31 protein-coding genes are annotated in these 24,124 nt (G+C 64.7%); 10 read left to right on the top strand and 21 right to left on the bottom strand.

Going from position 1 to position 24,124, the window contains the following annotated elements:
* Positions 1-556: 556 nt before the first annotated feature.
* The 7 genes from OXC99_12060 to OXC99_12030 all read right to left on the bottom strand — a co-directional run bounded on the left by OXC99_12060 (position 557) and on the right by OXC99_12030 (position 7,937).
* Complete coding sequence (locus OXC99_12060; GenBank protein MCY4625718.1) at positions 557-1,780, bottom strand: DGQHR domain-containing protein; 1,224 nt, start codon at positions 1,778-1,780, stop codon at positions 557-559.
* A 294-nt stretch (positions 1,781-2,074) separates the two neighbouring features.
* The gene (locus OXC99_12055) at positions 2,075-3,007 is read right to left on the bottom strand and encodes an LLM class flavin-dependent oxidoreductase (GenBank protein ID MCY4625717.1); all 933 of its coding nucleotides are present in this window, start codon (positions 3,005-3,007) and stop codon (positions 2,075-2,077) included.
* Between the two features lie 175 nt (positions 3,008-3,182).
* Positions 3,183-4,124 carry an NAD(P)-dependent oxidoreductase gene (locus OXC99_12050; GenBank protein ID MCY4625716.1) on the bottom strand — a complete coding sequence of 314 codons (942 nt, stop codon included), beginning with the start codon at positions 4,122-4,124 and terminating at the stop codon, positions 3,183-3,185.
* A gap of 172 nt (positions 4,125-4,296) precedes the next feature.
* Positions 4,297-5,238, bottom strand: a complete 942-nt coding sequence (locus tag OXC99_12045) for an NAD(P)-dependent oxidoreductase (GenBank protein ID MCY4625715.1) — start codon at positions 5,236-5,238, stop codon at positions 4,297-4,299.
* Positions 5,239-5,368: 130 nt separating this feature from the next.
* Complete coding sequence (locus OXC99_12040; GenBank protein ID MCY4625714.1) at positions 5,369-5,995, bottom strand: NYN domain-containing protein; 627 nt, start codon at positions 5,993-5,995, stop codon at positions 5,369-5,371.
* A gap of 112 nt (positions 5,996-6,107) precedes the next feature.
* On the bottom strand, positions 6,108-6,818 hold the full coding sequence (locus OXC99_12035; protein ID MCY4625713.1) for a hypothetical protein: 711 nt from the start codon (positions 6,816-6,818) through the stop codon (positions 6,108-6,110).
* Positions 6,819-6,839: 21 nt separating this feature from the next.
* Entirely contained in the window at positions 6,840-7,937 is a 1,098-nt protein-coding gene (locus OXC99_12030; GenBank protein MCY4625712.1) for a Zn-dependent alcohol dehydrogenase, read from the bottom strand.
* 155 nt (positions 7,938-8,092) lie between these two features.
* Here OXC99_12030 and OXC99_12025 point away from each other — a divergent pair, with 155 nt between their 5' ends.
* From OXC99_12025 to OXC99_12015, 3 genes are all read left to right on the top strand, one after another.
* Positions 8,093-8,893: a DUF427 domain-containing protein gene (locus OXC99_12025; GenBank protein ID MCY4625711.1), complete on the top strand. Its 801-nt coding sequence runs from the start codon at positions 8,093-8,095 to the stop codon at positions 8,891-8,893.
* A gap of 105 nt (positions 8,894-8,998) precedes the next feature.
* Positions 8,999-9,289 carry a hypothetical protein gene (locus OXC99_12020; GenBank protein ID MCY4625710.1) on the top strand — a complete coding sequence of 97 codons (291 nt, stop codon included), beginning with the start codon at positions 8,999-9,001 and terminating at the stop codon, positions 9,287-9,289.
* Positions 9,289-9,729, top strand: coding sequence for a type II toxin-antitoxin system VapC family toxin (locus OXC99_12015; protein ID MCY4625709.1), 441 nt, complete (start codon positions 9,289-9,291; stop codon positions 9,727-9,729). Before OXC99_12020 ends, OXC99_12015 begins: the two co-directional genes overlap by 1 nt.
* 18 nt (positions 9,730-9,747) lie before the next feature.
* On the opposite strand, the gene OXC99_12010 is transcribed toward OXC99_12015, so the two are convergent.
* On the bottom strand, positions 9,748-10,470 hold the full coding sequence (locus OXC99_12010) for a pseudouridine synthase (protein ID MCY4625708.1): 723 nt from the start codon (positions 10,468-10,470) through the stop codon (positions 9,748-9,750).
* Between the two features lie 13 nt (positions 10,471-10,483).
* Positions 10,484-11,275, bottom strand: coding sequence for an SDR family NAD(P)-dependent oxidoreductase (locus tag OXC99_12005; GenBank protein MCY4625707.1), 792 nt, complete (start codon positions 11,273-11,275; stop codon positions 10,484-10,486).
* 292 nt (positions 11,276-11,567) lie between these two features.
* On the opposite strand from OXC99_12005, the gene OXC99_12000 reads away from it, so the two are divergent.
* Together OXC99_12000 and aroA are read left to right on the top strand one after the other, a co-directional pair.
* The gene (locus OXC99_12000; GenBank protein MCY4625706.1) at positions 11,568-11,810 is read left to right on the top strand and encodes a hypothetical protein; all 243 of its coding nucleotides are present in this window, start codon (positions 11,568-11,570) and stop codon (positions 11,808-11,810) included.
* Positions 11,811-11,943: 133 nt separating this feature from the next.
* Complete coding sequence (aroA, locus tag OXC99_11995) at positions 11,944-13,227, top strand: 3-phosphoshikimate 1-carboxyvinyltransferase (protein ID MCY4625705.1); 1,284 nt, start codon at positions 11,944-11,946, stop codon at positions 13,225-13,227.
* A 7-nt stretch (positions 13,228-13,234) separates the two neighbouring features.
* Here aroA and OXC99_11990 read toward each other — a convergent pair whose 3' ends face one another.
* From OXC99_11990 to OXC99_11980, 3 genes are all read right to left on the bottom strand, one after another.
* Positions 13,235-14,182 carry an LLM class F420-dependent oxidoreductase gene (locus tag OXC99_11990; protein ID MCY4625704.1) on the bottom strand — a complete coding sequence of 316 codons (948 nt, stop codon included), beginning with the start codon at positions 14,180-14,182 and terminating at the stop codon, positions 13,235-13,237.
* 27 nt (positions 14,183-14,209) lie between these two features.
* Positions 14,210-14,455, bottom strand: coding sequence for a hypothetical protein (locus OXC99_11985; protein ID MCY4625703.1), 246 nt, complete (start codon positions 14,453-14,455; stop codon positions 14,210-14,212).
* A gap of 72 nt (positions 14,456-14,527) precedes the next feature.
* A complete protein-coding gene (locus tag OXC99_11980) occupies positions 14,528-15,187 on the bottom strand; it encodes a glycine/sarcosine/betaine reductase selenoprotein B family protein (GenBank protein ID MCY4625702.1) in 660 nt (219 codons plus the stop codon).
* A gap of 127 nt (positions 15,188-15,314) precedes the next feature.
* On the opposite strand from OXC99_11980, the gene OXC99_11975 reads away from it, so the two are divergent.
* Positions 15,315-15,629: a carboxymuconolactone decarboxylase family protein gene (locus OXC99_11975; protein MCY4625701.1), complete on the top strand. Its 315-nt coding sequence runs from the start codon at positions 15,315-15,317 to the stop codon at positions 15,627-15,629.
* A gap of 14 nt (positions 15,630-15,643) precedes the next feature.
* Here OXC99_11975 and OXC99_11970 read toward each other — a convergent pair whose 3' ends face one another.
* Positions 15,644-16,000: an aspartyl protease family protein gene (locus OXC99_11970; GenBank protein ID MCY4625700.1), complete on the bottom strand. Its 357-nt coding sequence runs from the start codon at positions 15,998-16,000 to the stop codon at positions 15,644-15,646.
* A gap of 104 nt (positions 16,001-16,104) precedes the next feature.
* On the opposite strand from OXC99_11970, the gene rmuC reads away from it, so the two are divergent.
* The gene (gene rmuC, locus OXC99_11965; GenBank protein ID MCY4625699.1) at positions 16,105-17,325 is read left to right on the top strand and encodes a DNA recombination protein RmuC; all 1,221 of its coding nucleotides are present in this window, start codon (positions 16,105-16,107) and stop codon (positions 17,323-17,325) included.
* A 3-nt stretch (positions 17,326-17,328) separates the two neighbouring features.
* Here the strand turns inward: rmuC and OXC99_11960 are convergent, their stop codons facing one another.
* Both OXC99_11960 and OXC99_11955 read right to left on the bottom strand, forming a co-directional pair.
* Positions 17,329-17,751 carry a PPOX class F420-dependent oxidoreductase gene (locus OXC99_11960; GenBank protein ID MCY4625698.1) on the bottom strand — a complete coding sequence of 141 codons (423 nt, stop codon included), beginning with the start codon at positions 17,749-17,751 and terminating at the stop codon, positions 17,329-17,331.
* Positions 17,752-17,917: 166 nt separating this feature from the next.
* Positions 17,918-18,295: a hypothetical protein gene (locus OXC99_11955; protein MCY4625697.1), complete on the bottom strand. Its 378-nt coding sequence runs from the start codon at positions 18,293-18,295 to the stop codon at positions 17,918-17,920.
* A gap of 184 nt (positions 18,296-18,479) precedes the next feature.
* On the opposite strand from OXC99_11955, the gene OXC99_11950 reads away from it, so the two are divergent.
* Positions 18,480-19,439 carry a peptidyl-alpha-hydroxyglycine alpha-amidating lyase family protein gene (locus tag OXC99_11950; GenBank protein ID MCY4625696.1) on the top strand — a complete coding sequence of 320 codons (960 nt, stop codon included), beginning with the start codon at positions 18,480-18,482 and terminating at the stop codon, positions 19,437-19,439.
* Positions 19,440-19,450: 11 nt separating this feature from the next.
* Complete coding sequence (locus OXC99_11945) at positions 19,451-20,677, top strand: PD-(D/E)XK nuclease family protein (GenBank protein ID MCY4625695.1); 1,227 nt, start codon at positions 19,451-19,453, stop codon at positions 20,675-20,677.
* Positions 20,678-20,715: 38 nt separating this feature from the next.
* On the opposite strand, the gene OXC99_11940 is transcribed toward OXC99_11945, so the two are convergent.
* From OXC99_11940 to OXC99_11915, 6 genes are all read right to left on the bottom strand, one after another.
* Positions 20,716-21,126: a PIN domain-containing protein gene (locus tag OXC99_11940; protein MCY4625694.1), complete on the bottom strand. Its 411-nt coding sequence runs from the start codon at positions 21,124-21,126 to the stop codon at positions 20,716-20,718.
* Complete coding sequence (locus OXC99_11935) at positions 21,113-21,376, bottom strand: hypothetical protein (GenBank protein ID MCY4625693.1); 264 nt, start codon at positions 21,374-21,376, stop codon at positions 21,113-21,115. The genes OXC99_11940 and OXC99_11935 overlap by 14 nt, the downstream gene beginning before the upstream one ends.
* A gap of 128 nt (positions 21,377-21,504) precedes the next feature.
* Positions 21,505-21,813, bottom strand: coding sequence for a putative addiction module antidote protein (locus tag OXC99_11930; GenBank protein MCY4625692.1), 309 nt, complete (start codon positions 21,811-21,813; stop codon positions 21,505-21,507).
* Between the two features lie 9 nt (positions 21,814-21,822).
* Complete coding sequence (locus OXC99_11925; GenBank protein ID MCY4625691.1) at positions 21,823-22,110, bottom strand: type II toxin-antitoxin system RelE/ParE family toxin; 288 nt, start codon at positions 22,108-22,110, stop codon at positions 21,823-21,825.
* Positions 22,111-22,181: 71 nt separating this feature from the next.
* Complete coding sequence (locus tag OXC99_11920) at positions 22,182-22,961, bottom strand: glucose 1-dehydrogenase (GenBank protein ID MCY4625690.1); 780 nt, start codon at positions 22,959-22,961, stop codon at positions 22,182-22,184.
* A 68-nt stretch (positions 22,962-23,029) separates the two neighbouring features.
* A complete protein-coding gene (locus tag OXC99_11915; GenBank protein ID MCY4625689.1) occupies positions 23,030-23,812 on the bottom strand; it encodes an SDR family NAD(P)-dependent oxidoreductase in 783 nt (260 codons plus the stop codon).
* A gap of 90 nt (positions 23,813-23,902) precedes the next feature.
* Here OXC99_11915 and OXC99_11910 point away from each other — a divergent pair.
* A partial coding sequence (locus OXC99_11910; protein MCY4625688.1) for a hypothetical protein occupies positions 23,903-24,124 on the top strand: 222 nt, incomplete at its 3' end.

Genomic DNA, 24,124 nt, shown 5'->3' with positions numbered 1-24,124 from the left:
TTTGCCCGTAGCTGCGGCCGAGGTTGTTTCGCCTTTGTTTTGTAGGGAATGTGTCGCATTCCAGCTATAACTCAAGTTTTTTGCTTTTTTGGGGCCGGCAGCCCCCTCGTCCACCGGAACCGTCGGGCTGAGCCACGACGGTTCCGGTGGACGAGGGGCTCGCCGTCGTGAAGACGCGTGCGCCGATGGCGGTGGGCTGCATGGCGGTGGTGGTGAGTGCTTGCATGGGGAGAGGGTAACGGGGGGTGCGGCTTTCGCGCGAGGGGCTTGTGTCAGGGTGGGGGACTCCCCCATCCCAGCCTTTCCCCCGGGGGGAAGGGGCACTGCCTCGCCCGGTTGGGGGCCAGCCTTTGCACGGGGGTGACGCAGAGTGGTGGGGCAGCGGCATGATGGCGGGCGCGGTCTTCAGGTGCATCGCAGGGACGCACGTGGCGGCGTAATGGGTAGGGTAGCCAAGCACGGCAATGATTTCTTGATGTCAGGAAGGGCCGCTGCTGTCATATGGCATTTCCAACAGCAGCGGCCCAAGAGCGCAATCTACCGTAGTGTTCCCGCCCTACAGCAGCACTCTCCTTTGGCTGTGTCGAGTGTGGAGGCTAGAACGCCACTCTTGCTCCAGATCTCTGGCTAGACGCTTGTAGTTGGATGCTCCAGTCATCATGGTGGCATCCCCCTTTTCCTTGGGGTACTTGTCGTCTGGTAGTTTCCCCTTCTTGGTGTACCAATAGTCGTAGTTGGCCACGAGGGTTCCATCTAGCATGTCCACGAACCGCTCGGTTGTCAGATTCGGCTCAGGACTCTCCAAGAGTGTCTTTAGAACTGAAGCTAGCGCAATGTGGCATGCCGACGACCCAATCGGTGCCCAAAGCACGTTGGTCTCTGGTTCTTGGTGCGCTCTGGGATTGACCTTAGTCACAGCGTTCCAGAAGTTCTTGAGCACCCTGATAACTAATTCGGTGCTGTCAGTCTCGACCTCTCCGGTGTTGACCATCTGCTCCACTAGGACGTTGATATCTTCGTCCTTCAGGATGTACTCCAAGCTGGTGAAATATGCTTGGAGTGTGGTGCTTCGGGGCGGGTCACTGGGCATTTGGATCCGATTGCGCCAGGGTGAATCCGCGGCTGTGTTCATTTCGTTGGTGATGCGGCTAGCCGCAAATTTCCATGAGTCTGTGTCTGGCACTACAGTCTGCAGTAGTTTCTTCTCAGGGGTGGTCAGGCCTCCTTCATCAAGAAGCCTTTGAACTACACGGAGTCCAAGGTCAGTGCGGACTTTCTTCTGGTAGTCATTAATGAGGAGAAACTGGCTAATCTCTTGGGCAATGGACAGGTTGACGAATATTCGGACATCAACGCCCCATTCAGGATCCAGGTCGCCTCGAATTAGGGCCATTTCCAGTCCCAAGGACCGTGTCGCCCCGTCAGTGAGGGACAACCAGTCCCTTTCCTTTCGAGGACTGAAGTAGAGGAATCCAATGGTGCCCTTCTCGTCCAGCGGTTCGTAGGACCAGTTGTCGCCTTCGCCCCAAGGTGTACCGACCCTGGCGTTTGCAGTCAGTTCGAACAACTTAGGCTGCACGCCGTCCTTCACGCAGCGTCGTATGTACTCAGCAACTTGTCTGCCCCTAGTCTGCCGATTGGTCTCATTCCGCTGGAAGCCAGACCCCGTCTGTTCGTTGTAAAAGTCAACGAACGAATCCTCTACAAGCTCACCAACTGCGTAGGACACCGTAAAGCTACCGTCACCGTTTCGCTTGGCCAGAAGCCTTCTCTCCGTCATGCATTCCTCCTCAAGGCTAGTTTCGGCCTCCAGTGGGCCGCTTGGATTAAAGATAATGGATGGACAACGCGTTGTCAATGCTCTAATAATCAAATCCCATAATCTGAGCAAATGATATGAGGTAACTCTTGGATACAGTCAACCATTTGAAAACAGCCAACAGAATGAAGTAGGGCGTTGCGAGAGAACCCACGCGGCGTCGAACGTGGTTGGGTAAGCCCACTGCCCCTGGATCCCTGCTTTCGCGGGAATGACGGTGGCGGACGTGAAGGACGGCGGGGATCGTGGATGGCGCTAGTTCGCCGCCGCGATGACCTGCATGACGTCTGCGAGGGCGGCTTCACGGTCGTTGCCGGTGATGACGGGGTGGGCCATTAGTTCTCCGAAGCCTTCGGATAGCCAGGTTTGGAGGCCGGTGGCTACTGCTTCGCGGTTGCCCCAGACTACGGTGCCGTCGATCATGGCGTCGCTCCATGTGCCCTCGGCGGCCTCGGGGTAGCCGGCGTCGGTGAACATGCGGACGTAGAAGGGCGCGCGGGGGTAGTTGGCGAGCTGCGCGCGGACGGCGTCGCGGACGGCGTCACGGTCCTCGCTGATGCAGACGGGGACGTGGGCGATGAGGGGCGGGGTCTCGACGCCGGCCTTCTCGGCGCCGCGCTGCATGGCGGGGAGGGCGGAGTCGCGGAGGTAGGCGGAGGGGCAGACCCACGAGAGGGCGGGGATGCCTCGCGCGCCGCAGAACTCAAACGACGCCGAGCGGAGGGCGGACGCCATGAGGGAGACGTCGGGGGCGGTGGGCGTTCGCGTGTGGGCGGTGTAGAACTCGCCGTCGACGTCGACCTGGCCCTCGGTGAGCAGGGCGGAGACGATGTCGAGGTACTCGCCGAGGCGGGTGAGGGGCTTGCGGAAGTCGAAGCCGAAGGTAGCCTGCATCGACGTCTGGTGGCTGGGGCCGATGCCGAGGCGGAAGCGGCCGGGGGCAAGCTGGGCGACGGCGATGGCCTGCTGCGCCATGATGATGGGGTGGCGGGGCATGTTCGGCACGATGGCGGTGCCCATGAGGACGCTGTTGGTCTGGGCGCCGGCGGCGGCGAAGGTGGTCATCGCGTCGGCGCCGCCCGCGCCCATGATGGTCATCCACACGGCGGGGACGCCCGCGTCCTCGGTCTGCTTGATGCGCGCGACGGCTGCGGCTGCGCTGGGTTCCTGGACGACGAGACCGATCATGGGTGGGCTCCTTTCCTTGCTCGGGTTACCTGTTGGTGGGCGCGGGTTCCCGCCTGCCGGCGGGACGGGCGATTCGCGAATCGCCCCTACGCCCTCCGCCCCGCCCCTCTGGATTCCTGCCCCCGTATCGGGGTACGGGGGCAGGCTCCGCAGGAATGACGAGAGTGGGAGGCGGCTACTTCGCGTCCACGAGGGGCATGCCGTGGTGTTCGCGGACCTCGTTGATCATTTGGAGGATGCGGTCCCGGTAGGGCTTGTACTCCAGCTCGAACTCCGTGAGGAGGCGGGAGTTGTCTACGAGGTAGTTGTCGGAGTGCTCGAGGCCGCCCTCGTCGTCGAAGGTGATCTGGGCGTCTGGGATGAACTCGCGGACGACGTCGGCGATCTCGCCGAGGCTGATGGGGGCGCCGCCGGAGTTGTAGACCTCGTAGCGGGAGGAGTCGGCGAGGGTGACGCGGGTGAATATCTCGGCGATCTCGTCGACGTGCAAGGGCAGGCGGCGGATGGACTTGTAGGGGAATTTGACGGGCAGGCCCTCGGCGGGGAGAGTGATGCAGTTGACGTGGTCGGTGGAGCCGCGGACCTTGTCGTAGCCGGTGACGTTGGACGGGCGGATGCCGGTGATGTTCATGCCGTAGATGCGGTTGTACTGGGAGGCTTGGTACTCGTTGAACATCTTGTGCTTGGCGTACTGGCGGGTGCCAAACATGGCGTCATCCTCGGTGGTCAGGCGGTCGCCGAAGTTGGTCTGCAGGCCGCTGACGGCGATGGAGCTGGCGTAGGTGACGCGGTTGACGCCGCAGAGGCGGGCGGCCTCGAAGACGTTGTCCATGCCGAGGATGTTGATGCGCAGGGAGAAGTGGGGGGTGTCCTCGCCGGAGCCGAGGAGGTAGGCGAGGTTCATGATGCGGTCCGGTTTGACGGACATAACGGCCTTGATGACGTCCTCAAAGCTGGTGATGTCGCCGCCCGTGACGCGAACGGCGCCGCCGTAGGCGGAGTAGTCGGCCGATGCGGGATTGAGGTCGACGACGACGACCTCCTCGCCGCGCTCGACGAGCAGGGGGATGGCGCGCCTGCCGATGAAGCCGGTGCCGCCGAATACGAGTGTGGTCATGTGTGCTCCTTTGCGGTTTGTGTTGCGTCTTTCGCTTGGTTCACCCCCATGTCGAACAAGGGGCGGGCCTTTTGACTTGTCTCCTGGCGAACGGGGGCTCCCCCATCCTAACCTTCCCCCCGAGGGGGAAGGAACTGTATAGCCCTCCTCCAAAGGGGGAAGGAACTGGGGATTACGGGGCCTCGACGGGGGGCAGGTTGTGGTGCTCTCGGACCTCATTGATCATCTGCAGGACGCGGTCAGGGTAGGGGGCGTACTGCAGCTCGAACTCGCTCATGAGGCGGCTGTTGTCGATGAGGTAGTTGGGGGAGTCATCGAGGCCGCCGTCGCCGTCGAAGGAGATGTCGGCGTCGGGGATGTAGCCGCGGACGATGTCGGCGATCTCGGCGAGACTGACGGGGGTGCCGCCGGTGTTGTAGAGGGTGTGCTTTGGCGCCTCGGCGAGGGTGATGCGGGTGAAGGTCTCGGCGATGTCGTCGACGTGGAGGGGGATCTGCATGACGCCGCTCTGGGGGAAGGAGACGGGCAGGCCCTGGGCGGGGAGCGTCACCATGCGGACGTGGGCCATGGAGCCGCGCTGCTTGTCGTAGCCGGTGACCATGGGCGGGCGGATGCCGATGATGTTCATGCCGTAGACGCGGTTGAACTGGGCGGCCTGGAACTCGTTGTAGCGCTTGTTCATGGCGTAGATGTTGCTGCCGTGGGCCGGGTCGTCCTCGTTCAGCGCGCGGTCGCCGAAGAAGCGCTGGAGTCCGCTGACGGCGAAGGAGCTGGCGTAGACGACGCGGTTGACGCCGCAGAGGCGCGCGGCCTCGAAGCAGTTGTCCATGCCGAGGAGGTCAAGGCGGAAGGAGAAGTGGGGGGTGTCCTCGCCGCCGCCGATCATGTATGCGAGGTTGATGATTCGGTCGGGCTGGGCGTCGATGACGGCCTTGACGACGTCCTCGAAGTTGGTGATGTCGCCGGCGCGGACGCGGACCTTGTCGCCGAGGGCGGAGTAGTCGGCGGTTGCGGGGTTGATGTCGACGGCGACGACGTCCTCGCCGGCGGCGACGAGGCGGGGGACGGTGCGGCGGCCGATGAAGCCGGTGCCGCCGAATACGAGTGTGGTCATGGGTGCTCCTCTGTGTATCGGTTTGTGTTGTCTACCACGTTCGCCCTGAGGGAAATCGAAGGGCAAACAAAGTGAATGCCCGCTGATTTCAATTCAGCGGCTATGCGGCAAGGTTTGACAAAATGCCTGCCTAGGACATTCGTCGCCGGGTCAGGTCCAGCGGCGCTGCACCCCGCCCTTGGGCCAGTGGAAACCCTGGCCGCGACGGCTCCGTGAAGGTGATGGACTCATAGAAGTCGTCAAGTGGGATGAAGACGCCGTTCTCCTCTGCCCATGCCCGCATTCTTCTGTTGCAGGCATCGGCCCACGACAGGATTTCAATCCGCCAACCACGCTTGTGCATACGTTCCAGAGTGCTATGAAAACCCGTGCCTTCCAGATAGCCAGCCCCGTCACCCGTCAGCAGCACAACAGTGCCAGCATCGCCGTTATAGTCCAGAGCGTCTTCCAACATGTGCAGTTGCAGCACGCGATCGGGGATTTCCTGCTCTCCGCGCTCGGTACTGCCCCGATCGAACAGGTACACCGAGACGCCATTGTTTTCAAGGCGGTTCCACAGCTGGCGAAGCTCTGGAGGCACGGAACCCGCCGCGTATGCCCGTTCAACAGGACGGTCGGCATGAGCCAGCCGGAACAGGTTGTCAAACTTGATTCGGACGCGATAGCGGGCGTCGTGTTCAGCCTCGAGTTCTTCTGCGAGCCGCTGCGCTTCTATGAAGATGTTGGAGTGATCCCAGTAGATGAAGACCTTGTCCATTCAGGAGCCTTTCTCTTGCAGGCAGACAAAAGTGACCGCAACGAATTCAGTTCCATTATAGAGGAATAGGAATGACGGTTGCAGCCCGAACATTGCGATGCGCCGTTAGCGGCTACGCAGTCAGCAGATCGGCGAAGTCAGCGCGGCTGGTGCGGCCTGCGTCGGCGAGGGACTGGATGCGGGCGGCGCGCTCCTCGCGGAGGGCCTCGGACGCGGAGAGGCCGACGGCGCTGTACTCCCAGACGAAGCGGGCTGCGGCGGCATCATAGCGGCAGAGGAGGCGGCCTCGAGGCTCGCCGCGGGCGACACCGTCGACCTGCCAGAGGCTCGACACCCAGCGCACGGGGTTGTCGGGGTAGCCGCGGACGCCGAGGAAGACCAGGCACGCGATGCGCTCGAGCTGACTGTCGGTGATGGGGCCGTGGGAGCGGAGCTCGGCGAAGGTGTCCTCCGGCGTGTCGGCGTGGAGGGTCCCGGCGATGGAGAAGCCGCGGTCGGCGGTGTCGAAGACCTGCACGACCTGCTCGCCGCGCAGGTACCAGGGCGTGTGGTCGCTGAACTCGGGGACGACGAGGTAGCCGCCGTCGGGGGAGGCCGCGAGGGCGTCCATCTGGGCGCGATCGCCCGTCAGGTCGTAACGCGGGACGCTGGCCGGGAGGAAGTCGAGGATGGCCTCCGTCGTGGTGCTCTTGCCGGCCTGGCGCGGCCCGGCGGCGACGATGAACGACCGCCGGTCGTCCATCGCGCTCCAGAGTACCGAGGCCATCCCGGCGCTCATGCTGCCGTTCTGCACCAGTTCCAGGACGGTGAAATCACCGGGCATGCTGCAGGTCCTTCCTCTTGCCTAGCTGAAGTCCGTGATGACGCCGCGGCCGGGGACGCCCTTCTCCAGGTCCGCGTAGCCCTCCATGATGTTGTCCAGGGAGTAGTGCTTGCCCTCGAGGGAGTCCAGGTCGAGCTTGCCGTTGAGGTAGAGGTCGACCATGGTGTCGAAGTCAACGCGCGGGCGGGCGGAGCCGTAGTAGCTGCCCTTCAGCGTCTTCTGGTTGCGCACGAGGTCGATGCCCGGGATGACCGGGTCGTCGCCGATGGGGGCGAGCCCGAGGATCGTGGCGGTGCCGCCGCGCTTGATGGAATGGTAGGCGGTCTCGATGGTCTCCGAGGCGCCGAAGGCCTCGAAGGCGTAGTCCACGCCGGCGCCGTCCGTCAGCTCCTTGATGCGGGCGACGGGGTCGCCGTGGGGCGGGTTCACGAAGTGCGTCGCGCCGAAGCGGCCGGCGAACTCCAGGCGTCCGTCGTCGATGTCGACTGCGATGATCCTGGTCGCGCCGTTGAGTTGCGCGCCCATCAGGGCGTTGAGGCCGACGCCGCCGCAGCCGACAACGGCCACGGCGCTGCCGGGGTGCACGCCGGCGTTGAAGATCGCGCCGCCGACGCCGGTGGTGACGCAGCAGCCGATGTAGGCGGCCTGCGGGAAGGGGAAGTCGTCAGGCACCTTGACGCAGCCGCTCTCCGGAACGACGGCCTCCTGCGCGAAGCAGGCCACCTTGCCCATGTGGTTGATGCGGGTGTCGCCCTGGTGCAGGCGCGTGGTGCCGTCGAACATGGTGGCGCCGGTGGCGGCGTGGGCCGCGCACAGGTTGGCGCGGTTGGTCAGGCAGAACTTGCAGCGGCCGCAGTTGGGGACGAAGGAGAGGATGACGCGGTCGCCGACGTTGAGCGTGGTGACGCCCTCGCCGAGCTCGATGACGGTGCCGGAGCCCTCGTGGCCGAGGACGGCGGGCGTCGCGATGGAGCCTTCCTTCTTCATGTAGTGGTGGTCGCTGCGGCAGATGCCCGCGGCGCCGATCTTGACCCGGACCTCGCCGGCCTTGGGCGGGTCGAGCTCGACTTCTTCAATGGACAGGGGTTGGCCGAGTTCCCAGAGGACAGCCGCCTTCATGGTGTTGCTCCTTCGCATAGGTTGAGTCAGGACGGGAATGCTGTGCGGCAAGGTTGCCCCAAGCGTGCCGCTACGTCAAGAGGCGGCACGTGCGCGCCCTTGCCCGCAGGGTGGGCCTGTGCCACAATCCGGCAAACATTCCCGGGAGGCATACGATGACTACGCTTGCATCCAAGGAAGAGCTCATCGGCAGGCGCGACCCGAACCACACGGGGTCGGTGGAGCCGTGCGCCAAGTGGGTGCGCGTCATGCACAACGGCGAGTTCATCGCCGACAGTCGGCGCGCACTGCTGCTGTTCGAGACGCGGAACGTGCCCGCGTACTACTTCCCGCGCGAGGACGTGCGGATGGACCTGATGGCCAATGCCGAGCTGGTCACGCAGTGCCCGTACAAGGGCAACGCGGAGTACTACTCGCTCACCGCGGGCGACTCGACGGTGGAGAACGTCCTGTGGGCGTACACGTCGCCCTTTGCGGACACGTGCCCGGACATCTCCGGCTACGTCGCCTTCTACTGGAACAAGGTGGACCACTGGTTCGAGGAGGACGAGGAGGTCTTCGTCCACGCCCGCGACCCGCACAAGCGCGTCGACTGCCTTCCGAGCACGCGGCACGTGCGCGTCGAGCAGGGTGGCGTGACGCTCGCCGAGAGCACGCGTCCGACGCTGCTGTTCGAGACGGGGCTGCCCGTGCGGTACTACCTGCCCGTCATGGACGTGAAGGTGGGCCTGCTGGCCAAGAGCGAGCGGGTGACGCGCTGCCCGTACAAGGGCACGGCGAACTACTACTCGGTTGAGGGCGTGGAGGACGGCGAGGACCTGGCGTGGTACTACCAGCTTCCAACGTCGGAGTCGGTCAAGATCGCCAACCTGGTCTGCTTCTTCAACGAGCGGGTCGACGTGTACGTGGACGGCGAGCTGCAGGAGCGGCCGGCGACGCGGTGGTCGCGGCGGTAGGGTAAGCTGGGCGTCACGCGAGCGGGCCCCAGTCTGACTGCCGACATTGCGGCGTAGCGATGCTGGCGTTAAGCTTAATTCACATCGTTTTTGGGACGCGTCACTATGGAAACGAAGAAAAAGCGCCTGACCCTGGAATTAGCCCCAGACGTGCAGGAACGGCTACAAGCGGCTGCTACGCGGAAGGGCGTGAGCATGGGGCAGTACTGCCGCGCGGCCATCGACAAGGAACTCGACAAGGACGATGCCGAAGGACAGCCCCCGCCTCGCATGTCGATTGATGAGCTGATCGCCCGTCAGAAGAGAATTTACGGCGACCGGGTGCTCCCCGGCAGCAGTGTCGACCTCATCCATGAGGCACGTGAGGAGCGTGACCGTCAGCTGGATGGCCGGTAGTGGCCGGTTTCGTCGTGGTGGACGCCAGCGTGGCGGTCAAGTGGTTAGCTGTCGAGGAATACACCAGAGAAGCCAATGCCCTCGTCCGGCATTGGTTGACGGAGAATATCCAGATGGTGGCTCCCCATCATATGCGGGTGGAGGTGGCCAATGCCCTTTACAAGCGTATGGTTCGTGGTGAACACACCATAGAAAATGTGGTAAGCGGCGTGGAGAGCCTGCTTGCTATTAATATTGAGTTCAGGGACGTCAGCGGCCTTCACATTCGCGCCGTCCAACTGGCTAGCGAACTCCGCCAGAGCGCGGTGTACGACGCGCACTACCTGGCGCTGGCCGAGTCGCTGGGGGGCGAGCTGTGGACTGCGGACCAGCGCTTTCATCGTGTCGCCAGCGATGCGAGCTACCCGGTGCACTGGGTTGGCGACTTCGTTGCCAACTAGCACTCCAGTCCTCAGGCCCTAGCTCCCCTTGTCGCCCCGCAACGCGGCCAACTCGTCCGCCGACAGATCCCGTGCTTCGCCGGGCGCGAGGTCGCCGAGCAGCAGGGTGTGGATGCGGACGCGCTCGAGCGTTGTGGGCGGCTTGCCCAGCGACGCGAGCATTCGGCGAACCTGGCGCTTGCGGCCCTCCGCGAGCGTGACGCTGTACTTGATGCCCGCACGATCGTTCAGCCGCGCGACCCGTGCCGGGGCGGTGCGCTGGCCTTCGAGGAGCACCCCCTGCGACAGGGCGCGGACGTCGGCGTCCGTCAGCGACACCTTCAGGCTGACGTGGTACTCCTTCTCGTAGCCGTAGCTGGGGTGCATGAGGCGGTAGGCGAGGTCGCCGTCGTTGGTCATGAGGACGAGGCCCGTGGAATCCATGTCGAGGCGGCCGACGGGGAAGAGACGCAAGTCGCGGTATCGCGGCGGGACGAGGCCGGAGACGGTCGGGCGGCCACGGGTGTCGTGCACGGCCGAGAGGACGCCCGCGGGTTTGTTCATCTTGACGTAGACGTATGGCTGCGCGGCTGTGATCCGCCGGCCGTCGGCCTCGATGGCGTCTACCGCCGGGTCAACCTCGAGCGTGGCGTTGGTGGCGGGCTCGCCGTTGACGGTGACCTTGCCTTCGGTGATGAGCCGGAAGCAGGTGCGCCTCGGGCCAACGCCCGCGCCGGTCAGCGCTTTTAGCAGCGTCGTCACGGGACGGCACGTCCTAGTCGGGCGAGGCCCAAGCGTCGTAGCTGCCGTAGCCGTTTTCCTCGTTCCACTTCAGCGCGTCGACGGCTTCGCCCGTGAACGTGGAGGAGTCCTGCTGGGCAAGCCACACCGCGGCGGGCGCGGTGTGGCCGGGTCCGACGGGGTTCCGCACCCTGACGCGGCCCATCTCCGCCTGCAGCCGTGTCTGCTCCTCGTAGCCGGTGCTGCGGGTGCCGCCGGGAATGAGCGAGTTGACGGCGATGTTGTACTCCGCGAGTTCTCCGGACAGCGACTGGGTGAAGTTGTGCACCGCCGCCTTGACGGCGCCGTAGGGCTGGTTGCCCGGGCGGCCGATGACGCCGGAGCCGGAGTAGACGTTGATGATGCTGCCGCTCTTGTTCTCGATCATGGGCCGCACGAAGCGGCGGATGGCCTTGATCAGACCCAGGACGCTGGCCTCGAAGGCGTACTGCCACTGCTCGTCCGTGGAGTCCAGCACGTTGAGCACCGCCGAGGGGTGCACGTCCCGCATGCGCATGGAGGCGTTGTTGAGGAGGACGTCGACGGTGCCGAAGCGGTCCATCGTCGCCTGGTAGGCGGCGTCGAGGTCGGCGTCGCTGGTGATGTTGCCGGTGACGACGAGGGCTTCCTCGAAGCCGCCGAGCTCCTCGGAGAAGTCGTCGACATCTTCCCAGGACTGGTCGAGGGCGACGACCTTGCTGCCCTCGCGCAGGAACCACCGCACGTACTCGCGGCCCATGCCGCGGGCGGCGCCGGTTATCACAACTACCTTGCCGGTAAGTGCCATGACTCCCCTCCTGGTTGCATTGGCCGGCGCAAGTGTACCGCCTGCACGGGGAGCGGTCTAGGCGCAAGCGCCTGCGAGAGCATAATCGCCGCATTCAGGGCCTTCCGCGCCGGAATGCGCAAAAATTAGAGAATGGCGTTCCGAGCATCTGACAATTGTTGTATGGCGAGTGATAATCCTGTACCCTTCGCGCGGGTAGACCGCGCCCGCTCTCGGAAGCGCGAAGGCGATCCGGAGACAGGGTGCACGGCGCGGATAGAGGGCCCAGGTATGCGTTAACAAGGAGGCTGCCATGGAAGTGAAGATCGATCCGGCGCGGATGGATGTGGTGATGATCGGCAGGGTGTTGGGGGTGGTCGCCATTCTGGTCACCCTTGTCACGGGCCTCTACTGGTGGATAGAAGGCGGTTTCGGCAGCTTTCTGAGCGTCCTCAACAGAGGCCTGGGCGTCGGATTCCTGGTCCTGGTGGCAACCGAGATCCTGAACGCGCTGCTTGCGGGCAACCGCCGGGGGTCCGGCGGCGGCTCAGAGTAGGCGGCATCCTGCCGTTGGGCTTTTGCCCCCGGCGGCGCAAGGCCCCTGCGGCCCCTCCGCTGGAATGCCGGGGTGTGCTCGTGTACGCTAGTAGCTGGCGGACAACGTGGCGAGTGAAGCCCAGGCGGGACGCATGGCGGACACACAACAGAAGGAGATCTCGACGGCTGAGCGGCCGCTTGCCGCCTCCGTCGTCATTCCCGGCTCCAAGAGCATCTCGAACCGGGTGCTGCTGCTTGCGGCGCTGGCCGAGGGCGTCTCGACGCTCACCAACCTGCAGATCAGCGATGACACGCTGGTCTTCGTGCGGGCGCTGCAGGCGTTGGGGTTCGGCGTTGAGGAGACGGGCGGCGCGGTCTGCACAGTGACCGGCGCGGCGGGCGGCGCGCCCAACGCGAGCGCGTCGGTGTGGTGCGGCAGCGCGGGGACCGCTGCGCGCTTCCTGCTGGCGGCAGTCGCCGCGGGCGAGGGCGACTACCACTTTGACTCGACGGCGCAGATGAAGCGGCGGCCGATGCACACGCTGATCGCCGCGCTGCAGGCGCAGGGCGTCGGCATCACGACGCCGACGGGCACGTTCCCCCTCGACATGGCGACGCGCGGGCTGGCCGGCGGCCCGGCGGTCATGGACGCCCGCGAAAGCTCGCAGTTCACCTCGGCGTTCCTGATGGCGGCGCCCCTGTGCCACGCGCCGTTGGAGCTGGAGGCGGACGTGCGGGTCAGCCGCCCGTACATCGACATGACGACGCGGCTGATGGAGCAGTTCGGCGTGGCGGTGGAGCGTCCGCGCCACGACCTCTTCCTCGTCGGCAACGGCCGGGGCTACCGCGCGAACGACGTCGCCATCGAGCCGGACGCGTCGACGGCGTCGTACTTCGCGGCGGCGGCGGCAGTCGCGGGCGGGCGCGTCACCGTCGAGCACCTGCCGCTGGAGGGCTCGCTGCAGGGCGACACGCAGTTCCTGCGGGTACTGGAGGAGATGGGGTGCCGGCTGACGCAGGCGGGCGGCTCGACGACGGTGGAGGGCGCGAGCGGGCTGCGCGGGGTGACCGTCGACATGGGCGACTTCTCCGACACGATGATGACACTGGCGTGCGTCGCGCCCTTCGCGGACTCGCCGACGACGATCACCAACATCGCGCACGTGCGGGGCAAAGAGTCAGACCGGGTGCACAGCGTCGCGGCAGGGCTGGAGTCGATGGGCGTGCGCGTGGAGGAGACTGAGAGCACGATCACGGTCTACCCGGCCAAGCCGCGCGGCGCGACGATCGACACCTTCGGCGACCACCGCATCGCGATGGCGTTCTCGGTCATGGGCCTGGTCACGCCGGGCGTGGTCATCGACGACTACCGGTGCGTGGAGAAGACGTGCCCGGAGTTTTTTGAGCTGTTTGAGGACATGGTGGCGCAGGGGTAGGGGTGGCCTACACCCTCGCCATCACCTCGTCCGCGAACTGCTCCATTGCTGCCAGCGTCTCCTCCAGCGTGCCGCGCTCAAAGCGGAATGCCATGTCGTTGACGCCCGCCTCCGCGAATCCTCGGATGTCCCCGGCGACCTGCTCGCTGTCGCCGGTGAAGGGGCGGCGGGCGCCGTCCGGTTGCTGGACGGCCTCGCCGAGGCTGGGCATGCCCGCGCTGTAGGCGACGCCCACGTCCGACGGGTCGCGGCTGGCCTCCTCGGCGTGGTGGCGCACGCGCTCCAGCGACTGTGTGAGCTGCTCAGGCGTGCGGACGGGGTAGGTGGGGTTCGTGCCGATAGGGAACCACTTGTCGGCGAGGCGTCCCGCTCGGCGGAGCGCTGCGGGGCTCTCGCCCCCGGTCCAGATGGGCGGGTGCGGCTTCTGCACGGGCTTTGGCTCGAAGTGGAGATTGGAGAAGCTGCAGAACTCGCCGTCGAAGGTGGGCTCGTCGCTGGTCCATAGCTCCTTGAAGGCGCGGATGTACTCGTTGGTGACGGCGCCGCGCCTGTCGAAGTCGGGCGCGCTGATGGCCTCGAACTCCTCCCGCAGCCAGCCCGCGCCGCAGCCGACGATGAGGCGGCCGCCGGACAGTACGTCGACCGTCGCGAGCACCTTCGCGGTCAGCACCGGCGGCCGGTGGGGGACGACCATGACGGAGGTGAGCAGCCGCAGCGACGTTGTGCAGGCTGCCAAGTACGCGTGGAGCGTCAGTTGCTCCATGCACTCGACGCCGCCCCAGTACGAGCCGTCCTCGCTGTAGGGGTACGTCGAGTTGGCGGCGCGCGGGAAGACGACGTGGTCGCTGACGGTCACGATGCCGAAGCCGAGGTCCTCGCCGTGCTGGACGAGTTGCGCGAGGGACTTGGGCGTCGCCTGCGGGCCCCTTGTGGGGGCGCTGAATCCGATGTTCAAGGGCGTCCTCCGTGTGCTGGGTTGCCGCTAGCCTCCGGCGATGGGCGCGGCGCGGTCGCGGCGGACCTGCGCGTAGTCCTCGCGGCGCCAGCGGTACGGGAGGTGGACGACGCTGCCCGGCTCGGTCGCCGTTTCGAGCACGCTGAGGGCGTCCTCGAGCAGCACTCGGCTCTGGTCGGCGTTGCCCGGCTCGCCCATGGGCCGGCCGAAGGGGAAGCGGACGCGGCAGACCCGCGGCGGCTGCATCACCTCGGCGAGGCCGCTGTTCATCATCACCAGGACCGTCGAGATCCCCTCCGCCTCCAGGGCGCGCGCTATCAGTCCACTGGACCGATTGCAGATGGGTCAGGTGGCCGTGATGACCGCGGCGTCGACGCCGTCCTTCTTGAGGAGCCGCGCGACCTCCGGGGCGGTCTCGGACGCCAGCAGGTCGGGCTTCTGGATGAAGCCCATGAAGGAGTAGTAGGTGTCGTTGAGGCTGCCGATGAGGCCCTCGGCGTGCATCTCGGCGGCGCGGTCGATGGGGAAGACGCAGTTGCGGTCCTCGCGGGGGCCGGAGAGGTCGTAGTGGATGTGGGCGACCTCCAAGTCGTCCGGCGACGCGGTGCGGGGTATTGCGCGCCACGACCAGTCGCCGAGGTTCTCGGGGCCGTCGGTCTCGTAGGGCTCTTGGGTCTTGAGGTAGAAGCCGCCGGTGGTGACGAGGGCCAGCCTGGCCTCGCGGACGGGCACGCGCAGGGAGGTCCACGGCGTCGCGTCGAGCTCGATGGGCGACTGGGCGCGGCCGGCGACGATAGCCATGCCCTTCTCCTCCCATGCTTCGAGGTAGTCGAAGAGGGACTCGCCGCTCCTGGCTTCGCGGGCCAGGACGGCCTGGTTGAAGAGGCCCTTGAGGAACTCGGCCTGCTCCTCCTGTGACATCATCGCGCCGATGTAGCGGACGCGATTGAATGCAGCATCGCGCGTGACGGCCAACACGCCCTTCAACAGCTCTTCAACATCCATGAGGACCTCCGACAGTCTGATTGCTGCGAACAATGCTAGCTGAGGGCGTAGGCGAGCGCAACGCTGGACGCCCCTCCGCCGCTTTGGTACGCTGCGTCCATTCCAATACGAAATCGGAGGGCAAACCATGACACAGGCACAGCCCACAGGCTTCCAGCAGCTTCTGGAGGAGAACGCGCCGGAGCTGGCGGCGATGGTCGGCGGGGCGCGCGCATCGATCACCGAGGGCGGCGCGCTGCCGGCGCACGTGAAGACGTTGATGATGATGATCTGCGACGCGCTGCTGAACCACGAGCAGGGCGTGACCAACCTCGCCAACCGGGCGCGCGGCCTGGGCGCGACGGAGGAGGAGGTCGCGGAGGCGCTGGGCGTCGCGTACCTCATGGGCGGGCTGCCGGCGATCGTCGCGGGAGCCAACGCGTACCGGAACGTGCAGCGGTAGGGGAGCTTGGACGGCTAGAGCAAGTAAGCGACGCCCGGGACCAGCCGCTCGCCCTTGGTGTCGACGACGAGGTTGAGGATTTGCATCGTCACCGCGCCCAAGAGCGGCAGGGCCTCGTCCGAGCCGAACACGACGGGGGTCACGGCGTCGCGGCCGTTCACGGCGACGCGGGCCTCGCCGATGACCTCCTCATGGCGGGTGCCGTCGGCCAGCATGAAGACGTCAGTGCGCTTGGGCTGGATGCCCAACTCGTTGAGCAACCGGGCGGGGATCACGGAGTAGCTGGCCCCGGAATCGACGATGGCCTCCGTCCGGCGGGAGTCGGCGCCGGTGACGGGGGACACGGTTATTGTGCAATGGAAGACGCCCATTTACATACGCTCCTCAAGCGCCTTTAGTGTAGCATAATCCCCGCAGTGGATTTCGCCCTTGCCGCAATATCCAACGACAGGGGCGGCCGGCAAATGGAGGAACCGTGGAAGTCATTGTCGCTGTCGTCGTGGGCATCGCGGTGGGCGCCGTGGTGGTGTGGTTCGCGCAGGAGGTGCGGGCGAAGGCCCGCGTCGCGACGCTGGAGGGCAGACTGTCTGAGGCGAAGACCGGCGAGCAGCTGCTGGAGACGGCGAAGGAGCAGCTGAGCGAGGCATTTCAGGCGACGGCGAGCCGGGTCGCCGCCAACAATAGCGAAGCCTTCTTGCAGCTCGCCAACGAGAACCTTGGCAAAACCATGGAAGCTGCCAAGGGTGATCTGGAGAACCGCCATAAGCAGTTTCAGGAACTGGTCAAGCCATTGGCGGAGAACTATCAGAACCTCAATCCCAAGATTGACGCGTGGACGAAACAGGCCAGCGAGCTCACCACTGAGACAAGCAAGCTGGCAAGTGCGCTCACGAGCAGCACACAGATAGGGTCATGGGGCGAAATCGAGCTTCAGCGCGTTGTGGAACTAGCAGGGCTCAATGAGCATATCGATTACAGCCTCCAGGCCACCGTGGAGAGCGGCAGCGACCGGCCGGACATGACAGTTCGGCTGCCTGATGGCCGTGCGGTAGTCATTGACGCCAAGGCTTCAGCGAAGGCTTTTCTTGAGGCATCCGAGGCGGAAGACGAGGCGGCGGAAAACGCCGCGCTGACTCGGCACGCCGACGCGCTGAAGACGCAGGTGGACGGCCTCGCCGCCCGGAAGTACGGCGACAAAGTGGACGGCTCCCTGGACTTTGTGGTGATGTTCGTGCCTGGTGATCAGTTTCTTGCCGCCGCGCTGAGGTCAAATCCGAATCTGGTCACCTACGCCATGGCGAAGCGGGTGGCGATCGCCACACCCGCGTCGCTAATCTCGCTGCTGTGGGCCGTCGCGCATGGCTGGCAGCAGCACCATCTTGCCGAGCATGCCAGTGAAATTGCGAAGGCCGGCGACGACCTATTTCGCCGCTTGCAGACATTCATGAACCACTACGATTCGGTAGGAAAGGGTCTGGAACGCGCCCTCAAGGCCTATGACTCGTCCATCGGATCATTTGACCGGTCAATTGTCCCCAAGGGCCGGGAGTTTGCGGGTCTCTTAGGCAAGGGGGAAGAGGACTTTCCGACGCCCTACGCCATTGATGCGCCCCAGGTGCGTAGCTCTCGCTATGTTGAGCCCGAGGCCCTCGGCATGCCGGAATCCGAGAGCGACGACGAGGAAGAAGTCGCCTAGCCCCTACCCCAACGTCCCGTAGACGTGGTCCGCAGTGACGACGACGATGACGCGGCGGTCCTCCACCATGACCCTGTCGTACTCGTCCCAATCCGGGTGCTCCTTGCCGGCGGCGGAGCGGAAGACGTCGCGGAAGGCGGTGCGCAGCTCGTCGGCGGGGGTGTTGTCCTGCGTGAGCACTGTCGCGGTGCCCTCGACCACCAGGAACGGCCGCCACTCGTCATGCGAGACGAGGAGCGTGCAGCGCGGGTCGCGAGTGAGGTTGCGGTGCTTGGCGCGGTCGGCCGTCGTCGTGAACGCGACGCCGTCGCCGTAGAGGCCGCTCGTGACGACGCTGAGCTGCGCCGCGCCGTTGCGCCGGAACGTCGAGAATACGGCGTTGTGGTTGGCATTGAGAAAGTCCCTCTGCTTGTCCGTGAGTTCCATGCTGTCCTCCGATTTGTCTTCGCTTGTATGCTCACGTGGATTGCCCTTTGACAGGCCCAGGGCGAACGGACGCAGGTTTTCCCTTCGACATGCTCAGGACGAACGGTCTCTTCAGTGTGCGCTTGACCCGCGGGTAGTGGAGCGCCTGCGCGTGAAACGGGCCGGCTCAGCTGTTGGCTAGCCGCTCCGCATCCTGGACGTACTGGGCAGTCTGGCGGATGAGCTGCTCGGTGTCGGCTATGGGCTCGCACATTCCGTCGTAGAAGCACGCACCGTGCAGAACCGACTGATGGTGATAGTAGCGGACCCGCAAATCGTAGACCGCCGGACTGCCGCCGGAGAGGGTGCGAATCCCCCTGCCGGTCTCCGTAGTCCTCTCGGGCGCCTGCCCGGTCCGCGCGAGCAGCAGCCCATCGGTGGCACGCTTGGTGGCGCACCACGCCTTCTCCGACGCGTCGCGAATGTCGCCTGCGGCCAGTCGCTCCAGCGCCGCGGCGTACATGTTGCGCGCATCCTCAAAGAGGTGGGCGGCCTCCGCTGTCATAGTCAAAATGGAACTCCTGCGTAAGGGATCTGTCTGTAATAGCAGACTACCACCCCGCGCCCCGCGTCGCAATGCGGCCTAAGCCCGTTCATTGACACGCCGCGCACGGGACAACTAGCATAGCCCAACTCCACAGGGGCGCGCCCTACGCGTGTGCCCGCAACTACGCCGAAAGGGGTAAATCATGGCTGAGATCTTTGGCGAAAACGGTTTCTTCTACGAGTACGTCGAGGGATGGGGGCAGCAGTTGCCCGACGGCATGACCTTCGTCGAGTGCCCAGGCGTCGCGGTGGACTCGCAGGACACGGTGTACGTGCTGACGCGCGGCAAGCACCCCATCATCGTCTTTGACAAGGACGGCAACTTCCAGCGCACCTTTGGCGAGGGGTGGTTCAGCGAGACCCGCACCCACGGCCTCTACTGCGCCCACGACGACACGCTGCTGGTCGCCGACGACGGCATCCACACCATCCAGAAGTTCGCGTCGGACGGCACCCGGCTGATGGAGATCGGCGAGCGGGACCACCCGTCACCCAAGTGGGGCGGCGAGCCCTTCAACCGGCCGACCTCCGCCGCCATCCGGCCCAGCAACGGCGACATCTACATCTCCGACGGCTACGGCAACGCGCGCATCCACGTCTACACCGGCGACGGCCAGTACAAGTTCTCCTGGGGCAGCTCCGGCATCGACGCGGGGCAGTTCATCCGCCCGCACAACATCGCCATCGACGAGCGCGACCGGGTGTACGTGGTCGACCGCGAGCCGCACCGCGTGCAGGTCTTCGACGCGGAGGGCAACTTCATCACGATGTGGAACAACATCCACCGCCCGGACTCGATGATGCTGTGGCAGGACCACATCTACATCGGCGAGCTGAACGGCATCGGCGGCGTCGACGACGCGCCGGGCCTCGGCCACCGCGTCGGCATATACGACCTCGACGGCAACCTGGTGTGCCGCTTCGGCAGCCCGGAGGAGGGCACGGGCCCCGGCCAGTTCATCGCGCCCCACGGCATCACCGTCGACTCGGAGGGCAGCGTGTACGTGGCAGAGGTCAGCTACACTATCCGAGGCAGCCACATGAACCCGCCGCAGGAGCTCCGCAGCATCAGCAAGTACACGCGGGTGTGGGACAGGGCGTAGGCGGGACTGGGGTGAGCGAGCTGACCGAGGAGCAACTGGAAGCGCTGGTGCTTGATAGGGACCTCGAAAAGCTAGAGGCGCTGTTGAGTGAGTTCAACTTGTTCGACGCGCTCGGTATAGCGAGGCGCGAGGTTCTTCACTCGGCCTTTTTGGCATGGCTCCTGAGTCCTCAAGAGACTCACGGGCTTGGTGACTACTTTCTGCGTCGATTCCTGATGGAGACCACAGCAAAAGCGCGCGCACTCGGAATCAGTGCACTCTCTTCGATCGACGTGGACGCTTGGAATCTCTCGAACGTAGAAATTGCAACTGAACGGCATCGAATTGACATACTTGTGGTCGGAGCAGCCGATGGCTTCGTCTGCCCCATAGAGAACAAGATTGGCGCCAATGAACACTCAGACCAGCTTGCGCGATACCGGAATATCGTAGAAACAGAATACCCTAATCTCACGCCCTTCCCGATATTTCTGACCCCAGATGGAAGGGAACCCCAGGACGACAATGACAGAGAGAAATGGGTCTCTCTCAGCTACGAAACAATTAATCAACTCATGGATAGAGTTTTGCAGATGCGGGGTTCATCCATTAGCCCAGCCGTTAGCGACTTCCTGTCCCAATATAAGCGCACCTTGGGGAGGCACGTCTTGGCAACACGGGACAACATTGACGAACTCGCGTACCAGGTCTATGTGAAACACAAAACGGCCATTGAGCACATCATAAGTGTAAGGTCAGTCGACTTGAACAAGCTGTGGGCCCTTGTGCAAGATACGGTGACTGAGGTTGCCCCTGATCTATACCAGGATTATCACGACCGGCACCACTACCGCGTATACTCCGGTAGCCTTGATGAGATTACGAATCTCAAACGATCCCAAGGTTGGACAACTTCAGGACGCATCGTCCTCTTCGAGTTCAAGGAAGAGCAGGGACTGCGACTATTCCTATATATCGGCCCTACCGCGCAAGAAGATAATGACATCCGCCAGCTAGTGGCCACTTGCTTGCAAGATAGTGGAGTCTCAGGTGTAAAAAGGGACAAACCCCTTGCTGCGAAATGGCACTCGGGCTATTCCCGCGTCGTCCTCAATGAGCAAGACCTGCATGCATTTGACCCGGAGAAGGCAAGGCTCAAGATTGAACAAGCCCTCAAGGACTTCTATGCCAACGACTACTTCCCCATCGTCAATGCCATCCGCGCGGAGTTCGGCCTGGAGCCTGTGACGAGTCCGTAGCGCCCAAGCTGTCTACCGCCGTCTCGTCCGCTTGCGGGTTAAGCGGTGAACGGGTTGACCGCCCGCACCCCATCGTAATCTTGGCCGGCGTTCAGGTCCTCTGTGAGCAGCGTGTCGCAGCCGACGACCTTGGCCGCCGCGAGAATGGCGCTGTCCCAGTAGGAGAGCCGGAACCGCTCCCGGTATTCAAGCGCCGTGCGGAAGACGTCCAGCGTTATGGGTTGGACGGGGAAGTGAAGCAAAGTGCCGATGAAGAGGACGGCCTCATCATGGCGCATTGCCTCAGGGCGAGTGGGGCGGGTCGCCTGTGTGTACAACTCCTGCAAGACCTGAACTGACAAGACAAGATCTCTGTCTTCCAGCACAGCGCGGGCGATCCTACGCTTGTCGGCTTCCTCTGTACCTCCGACCGCCGCGTAAAGGAGAATATTGGTATCAACGAAGCGCATCGCGGTCGTGCAGCTCATCACGGGAGAGGTTGTCAGACATGCGCAAGCCGCCGCTGCGAGCAACGTACTTGTTGAGTATGTCTTCCCGCAGCCTGTTCATGCGTTGGTGAACCAGGGCAGAGTCCTCGGTTTCAGTAAGGCCCTCCAGGTAGGTGCGCACCATGGCGGAAACAGACGTTCCCGCCTCGGCGGCCCGGATGCGGGCGAGCCGGTAGGTCTCTTCATCGACGGACACAGTGATGTTCTTCATTTTCACAATCTCGCAATTCCACAAAAACTGTGTTTCACAGCTTATACCGTCTGCCCCCGCGTGTCAAGCCCCCCTACCCCATCAACACGCCGCCGTCGACGTTGATGGTCTGGCCGGTGATGTTGTAGCTACCGGGGTGAGCGCTGGAGCTGGAGTTTGGACGCGGGGGTGGCGGCGAGTCGGATGTTCAGGGCGTCGAGGACCTTGAAGAGGGTGTCGATGCGGGGGTTGCCGCCGGCGGACAGGGCTTTGTACAACGATTGCCGTCCCAGGCCGGTCGCTTCTGAGATGGAAGTCATGCCTTGGGCGCGCGCTACGTCGCCGATGGCCTTGGCGAAGAAGGCAGGGTCATTCTCCGCCAAGGCCGCGTTCAGGTATTCGATCAGCATTTCGTCACTATCGAGAAAATCAACTACGTCGAACTTCTTGAGTTCCATGGTTCTCTCCTAAATCTCAGCCGCCATCAACTGGGCCCGCTTTACGTCTCGTCGCTGGCTCGATTTGCTGCCGCCGCAGAGCAGGACCACGACGGTGGTCCGGCGGACTGTATAGTAGACACGGTAGCCTTGGCCAACATCGACCCTGAGTTCGCTTACACCTCCGCCGACGGACCCGTGGTCGCCGAAATTGTCTTCTTCGACGCGACGAAGGCGGGTCAGGATGGACGCTTTGGCACGCTGGTCGCGAAGCCCCTTGAGCCAGTCCTGGAAGACCTGCGTGTAGAGGATGTCCACGTCAATATTGTCTTATATAAGAGACAATACGTCAAGGGGCTGTGCTAACGGGTTGTATGTGGCCTCGCCCCCTACCCCATCAGCACGCCGCCGTCGACATTGATGGTCTGGCCGGTGATGTTGTAGCCGCCGGGGCCCGCGAGGAACACCGCCAGCCGCGCGATGTCCTGCGGGTCGATGATGCGGCCGAGGGGGACGCTTGCCAGCGTGTCAAGGGTGTTTTGCTCGTAGGTCTGGCCGAAGGCGGCGGCGCGCTGGCGGCGGATGCCGGCGAACATCTCCGTCTCCGCCGCGCCGGGGCAGATGGCGTTCACGTTGATGTCGTGGCTGGCGAGGGCGCTCGCGGCCTGGAACGTGAGGGTAATGATGGCTGCCTTGCTCGCGGCGTAAGCGGCGTTGGAGGCGCGGCCGCCCTTGCCCGCGACGGAGCCCATGTTGATGATCCGCCCGCCCCGGCCTCGCGCGACCATCTCCCGCGCCACACGCTGGAGCACGAAGAATGCCCCCTTGGCGTTCACCCCCATGATGGAGTCCCAGTCGCCCTCCGAGACCTCCAGCAGCGGCGCGAAGCGGGTGATGCCCGCGTTGTTCGCGAGGATGTCGATGCCGCCGAAGGCGCCGACTGCCGCCGAGACCATGGCGTCGATGGACGCGATGTCGCTGACGTCGGCCTCGATGGCGACGGCTTCCCCGCCGCGGTCGCGGATGCCCTGCGCGACGGCCTCGACGCCGTCGAGATTAACGTCGGCGACGGCGACGCGCGCGCCCTCCTCGACGGCCAGCTCGGCGATGGCGCGCCCAAACCCGCGGGCGGCGCCGGTGACGAGGACAGCTTTCCCTTCGAGTTGCACGTTACTCCCCCCGGTTGCAGTGTGTGTCGTGAGAAGCCCTTTGACTGCAAAGGGCGATAGGCGGTGGCCTAGCCCATCAGCACGCCGGCGTCGACGTTGATGGTCTGGCCAGTGATGTTGTAGCCGCCCGGACCCATCAGGAAGACCACCATCCGGGCCACGTCGTCCGGCGGGATCATGCGGCCCAGCGGGATGCTCTCCAGGCCCGAGCTTACCTGCTCTTCGAAGGACCTACCCGTGGCCTCCGCACGCTGCCGGCCGACGCCTCGCGACATGTCGGTGTCGATGGGCCCCGGGCAGACGGCGTTGACGCAGATGTTGTGCTGCGCCAGGGCGCTGGAGGCCTGGTACGTGAAGGCGATGACCGCCCCCTTTGTCGAGGCGTATGCGGCGTTGGACGTGCCCCGGAAGCCCTTGCCGGCGATGGAGGCCATGTTGATGATGCCCCCGCCCTCGCCGCGCTGGATCATCTCGGCGGCGACCCGCTGCAGCGTGAAGAAGGAGCCCTTGGCGTTCACACGCATGAACGAGTCCCAGTCGTCCTCCGTCACTTCCATGAAGGGCGCGTAGCGGGTGATGCCCGCGTTGTTGACGAGGATGTCGATGCAGCCGAAGGCCCCCAGCGTCGCCTCCCCCATCGCGTTGATGGACTCCAGGTCCCCCACGTCCGCCGCGATGGCGACGGCGTCTCCGCCGCGCTCCTTGATGCCCGCCACGACCGCCTCGGCACCCGCCAGATTGATGTCGGCGACGGCGACCCGAGCGCCCTCCTCGGCGGCGAGCTCGGCAGTGGCGCGGCCCATTCCGCGAGCGGCGCCGGTGACGAGCACGGTCTTCCCTTCAAGCTGCATGTCGTTCCTCCCCGGTTGCTAGGTGTGCTGCCCTACTTTACCATCCCACGCGCCGGACATAGTGGAAAGCCGCGTTGGCAGGAGAGCCGCTTGCAGCAGGAAACGCGAGTGTTTGTGGATGGCAATAACGTCATGGGGTCGCGGCCCGACGGCTGGTGGCGTGACCGCACGGGAGCGGCCCGGCGGCTGATCGAGCAGGTGGCAGAGCTGGCGCGGGCCAACGGCGGCCACTGGACGGTGGTGTTCGACGGCCGCGCGCCCAAGGGCAACGCGGCGGTGCCGCCCGTCCAGGGCGGGACCGTCCAGCACCCC

The sequence above is a fragment of the Chloroflexota bacterium genome, assembly GCA_026713825.1.
Lineage (GTDB): Bacteria > Chloroflexota > Dehalococcoidia > Lucifugimonadales > UBA1127 > UBA1127.
This window is presented reverse-complemented; position numbering and strand designations above follow the sequence as displayed.

Excerpts from the sequence above, each read along its gene's own strand:
- OXC99_12060 (MCY4625718.1), bottom strand. The coding sequence starts at position 1,780 with ATGACGGAGAGAAGGCTTCTGGCCAAGCGAAACGGTGACGGTAGCTTT.
- OXC99_12055 (MCY4625717.1), bottom strand. The coding sequence starts at position 3,007 with ATGATCGGTCTCGTCGTCCAGGAACCCAGCGCAGCCGCAGCCGTCGCG.
- OXC99_12050 (MCY4625716.1), bottom strand. The coding sequence starts at position 4,124 with ATGACCACACTCGTATTCGGCGGCACCGGCTTCATCGGCAGGCGCGCC.
- OXC99_12045 (MCY4625715.1), bottom strand. The coding sequence starts at position 5,238 with ATGACCACACTCGTATTCGGCGGCACCGGCTTCATCGGCCGCCGCACC.
- OXC99_12040 (MCY4625714.1), bottom strand. The coding sequence starts at position 5,995 with ATGGACAAGGTCTTCATCTACTGGGATCACTCCAACATCTTCATAGAA.
- OXC99_12035 (MCY4625713.1), bottom strand. The coding sequence starts at position 6,818 with ATGCCCGGTGATTTCACCGTCCTGGAACTGGTGCAGAACGGCAGCATG.
- OXC99_12030 (MCY4625712.1), bottom strand. The coding sequence starts at position 7,937 with ATGAAGGCGGCTGTCCTCTGGGAACTCGGCCAACCCCTGTCCATTGAA.
- OXC99_12025 (MCY4625711.1), top strand. The coding sequence starts at position 8,093 with ATGACTACGCTTGCATCCAAGGAAGAGCTCATCGGCAGGCGCGACCCG.
- OXC99_12020 (MCY4625710.1), top strand. The coding sequence starts at position 8,999 with ATGGAAACGAAGAAAAAGCGCCTGACCCTGGAATTAGCCCCAGACGTG.
- OXC99_12005 (MCY4625707.1), bottom strand. The coding sequence starts at position 11,275 with ATGGCACTTACCGGCAAGGTAGTTGTGATAACCGGCGCCGCCCGCGGC.
- OXC99_12000 (MCY4625706.1), top strand. The coding sequence starts at position 11,568 with ATGGAAGTGAAGATCGATCCGGCGCGGATGGATGTGGTGATGATCGGC.
- aroA (MCY4625705.1), top strand. The coding sequence starts at position 11,944 with ATGGCGGACACACAACAGAAGGAGATCTCGACGGCTGAGCGGCCGCTT.
- OXC99_11985 (MCY4625703.1), bottom strand. The coding sequence starts at position 14,455 with ATGATGAACAGCGGCCTCGCCGAGGTGATGCAGCCGCCGCGGGTCTGC.
- OXC99_11980 (MCY4625702.1), bottom strand. The coding sequence starts at position 15,187 with ATGGATGTTGAAGAGCTGTTGAAGGGCGTGTTGGCCGTCACGCGCGAT.
- OXC99_11975 (MCY4625701.1), top strand. The coding sequence starts at position 15,315 with ATGACACAGGCACAGCCCACAGGCTTCCAGCAGCTTCTGGAGGAGAAC.
- OXC99_11970 (MCY4625700.1), bottom strand. The coding sequence starts at position 16,000 with ATGGGCGTCTTCCATTGCACAATAACCGTGTCCCCCGTCACCGGCGCC.
- OXC99_11960 (MCY4625698.1), bottom strand. The coding sequence starts at position 17,751 with ATGGAACTCACGGACAAGCAGAGGGACTTTCTCAATGCCAACCACAAC.
- OXC99_11955 (MCY4625697.1), bottom strand. The coding sequence starts at position 18,295 with ATGACAGCGGAGGCCGCCCACCTCTTTGAGGATGCGCGCAACATGTAC.
- OXC99_11950 (MCY4625696.1), top strand. The coding sequence starts at position 18,480 with ATGGCTGAGATCTTTGGCGAAAACGGTTTCTTCTACGAGTACGTCGAG.
- OXC99_11940 (MCY4625694.1), bottom strand. The coding sequence starts at position 21,126 with ATGCGCTTCGTTGATACCAATATTCTCCTTTACGCGGCGGTCGGAGGT.
- OXC99_11935 (MCY4625693.1), bottom strand. The coding sequence starts at position 21,376 with ATGAAGAACATCACTGTGTCCGTCGATGAAGAGACCTACCGGCTCGCC.
- OXC99_11930 (MCY4625692.1), bottom strand. The coding sequence starts at position 21,813 with ATGGAACTCAAGAAGTTCGACGTAGTTGATTTTCTCGATAGTGACGAA.
- OXC99_11915 (MCY4625689.1), bottom strand. The coding sequence starts at position 23,812 with ATGCAGCTTGAAGGGAAGACCGTGCTCGTCACCGGCGCCGCTCGCGGA.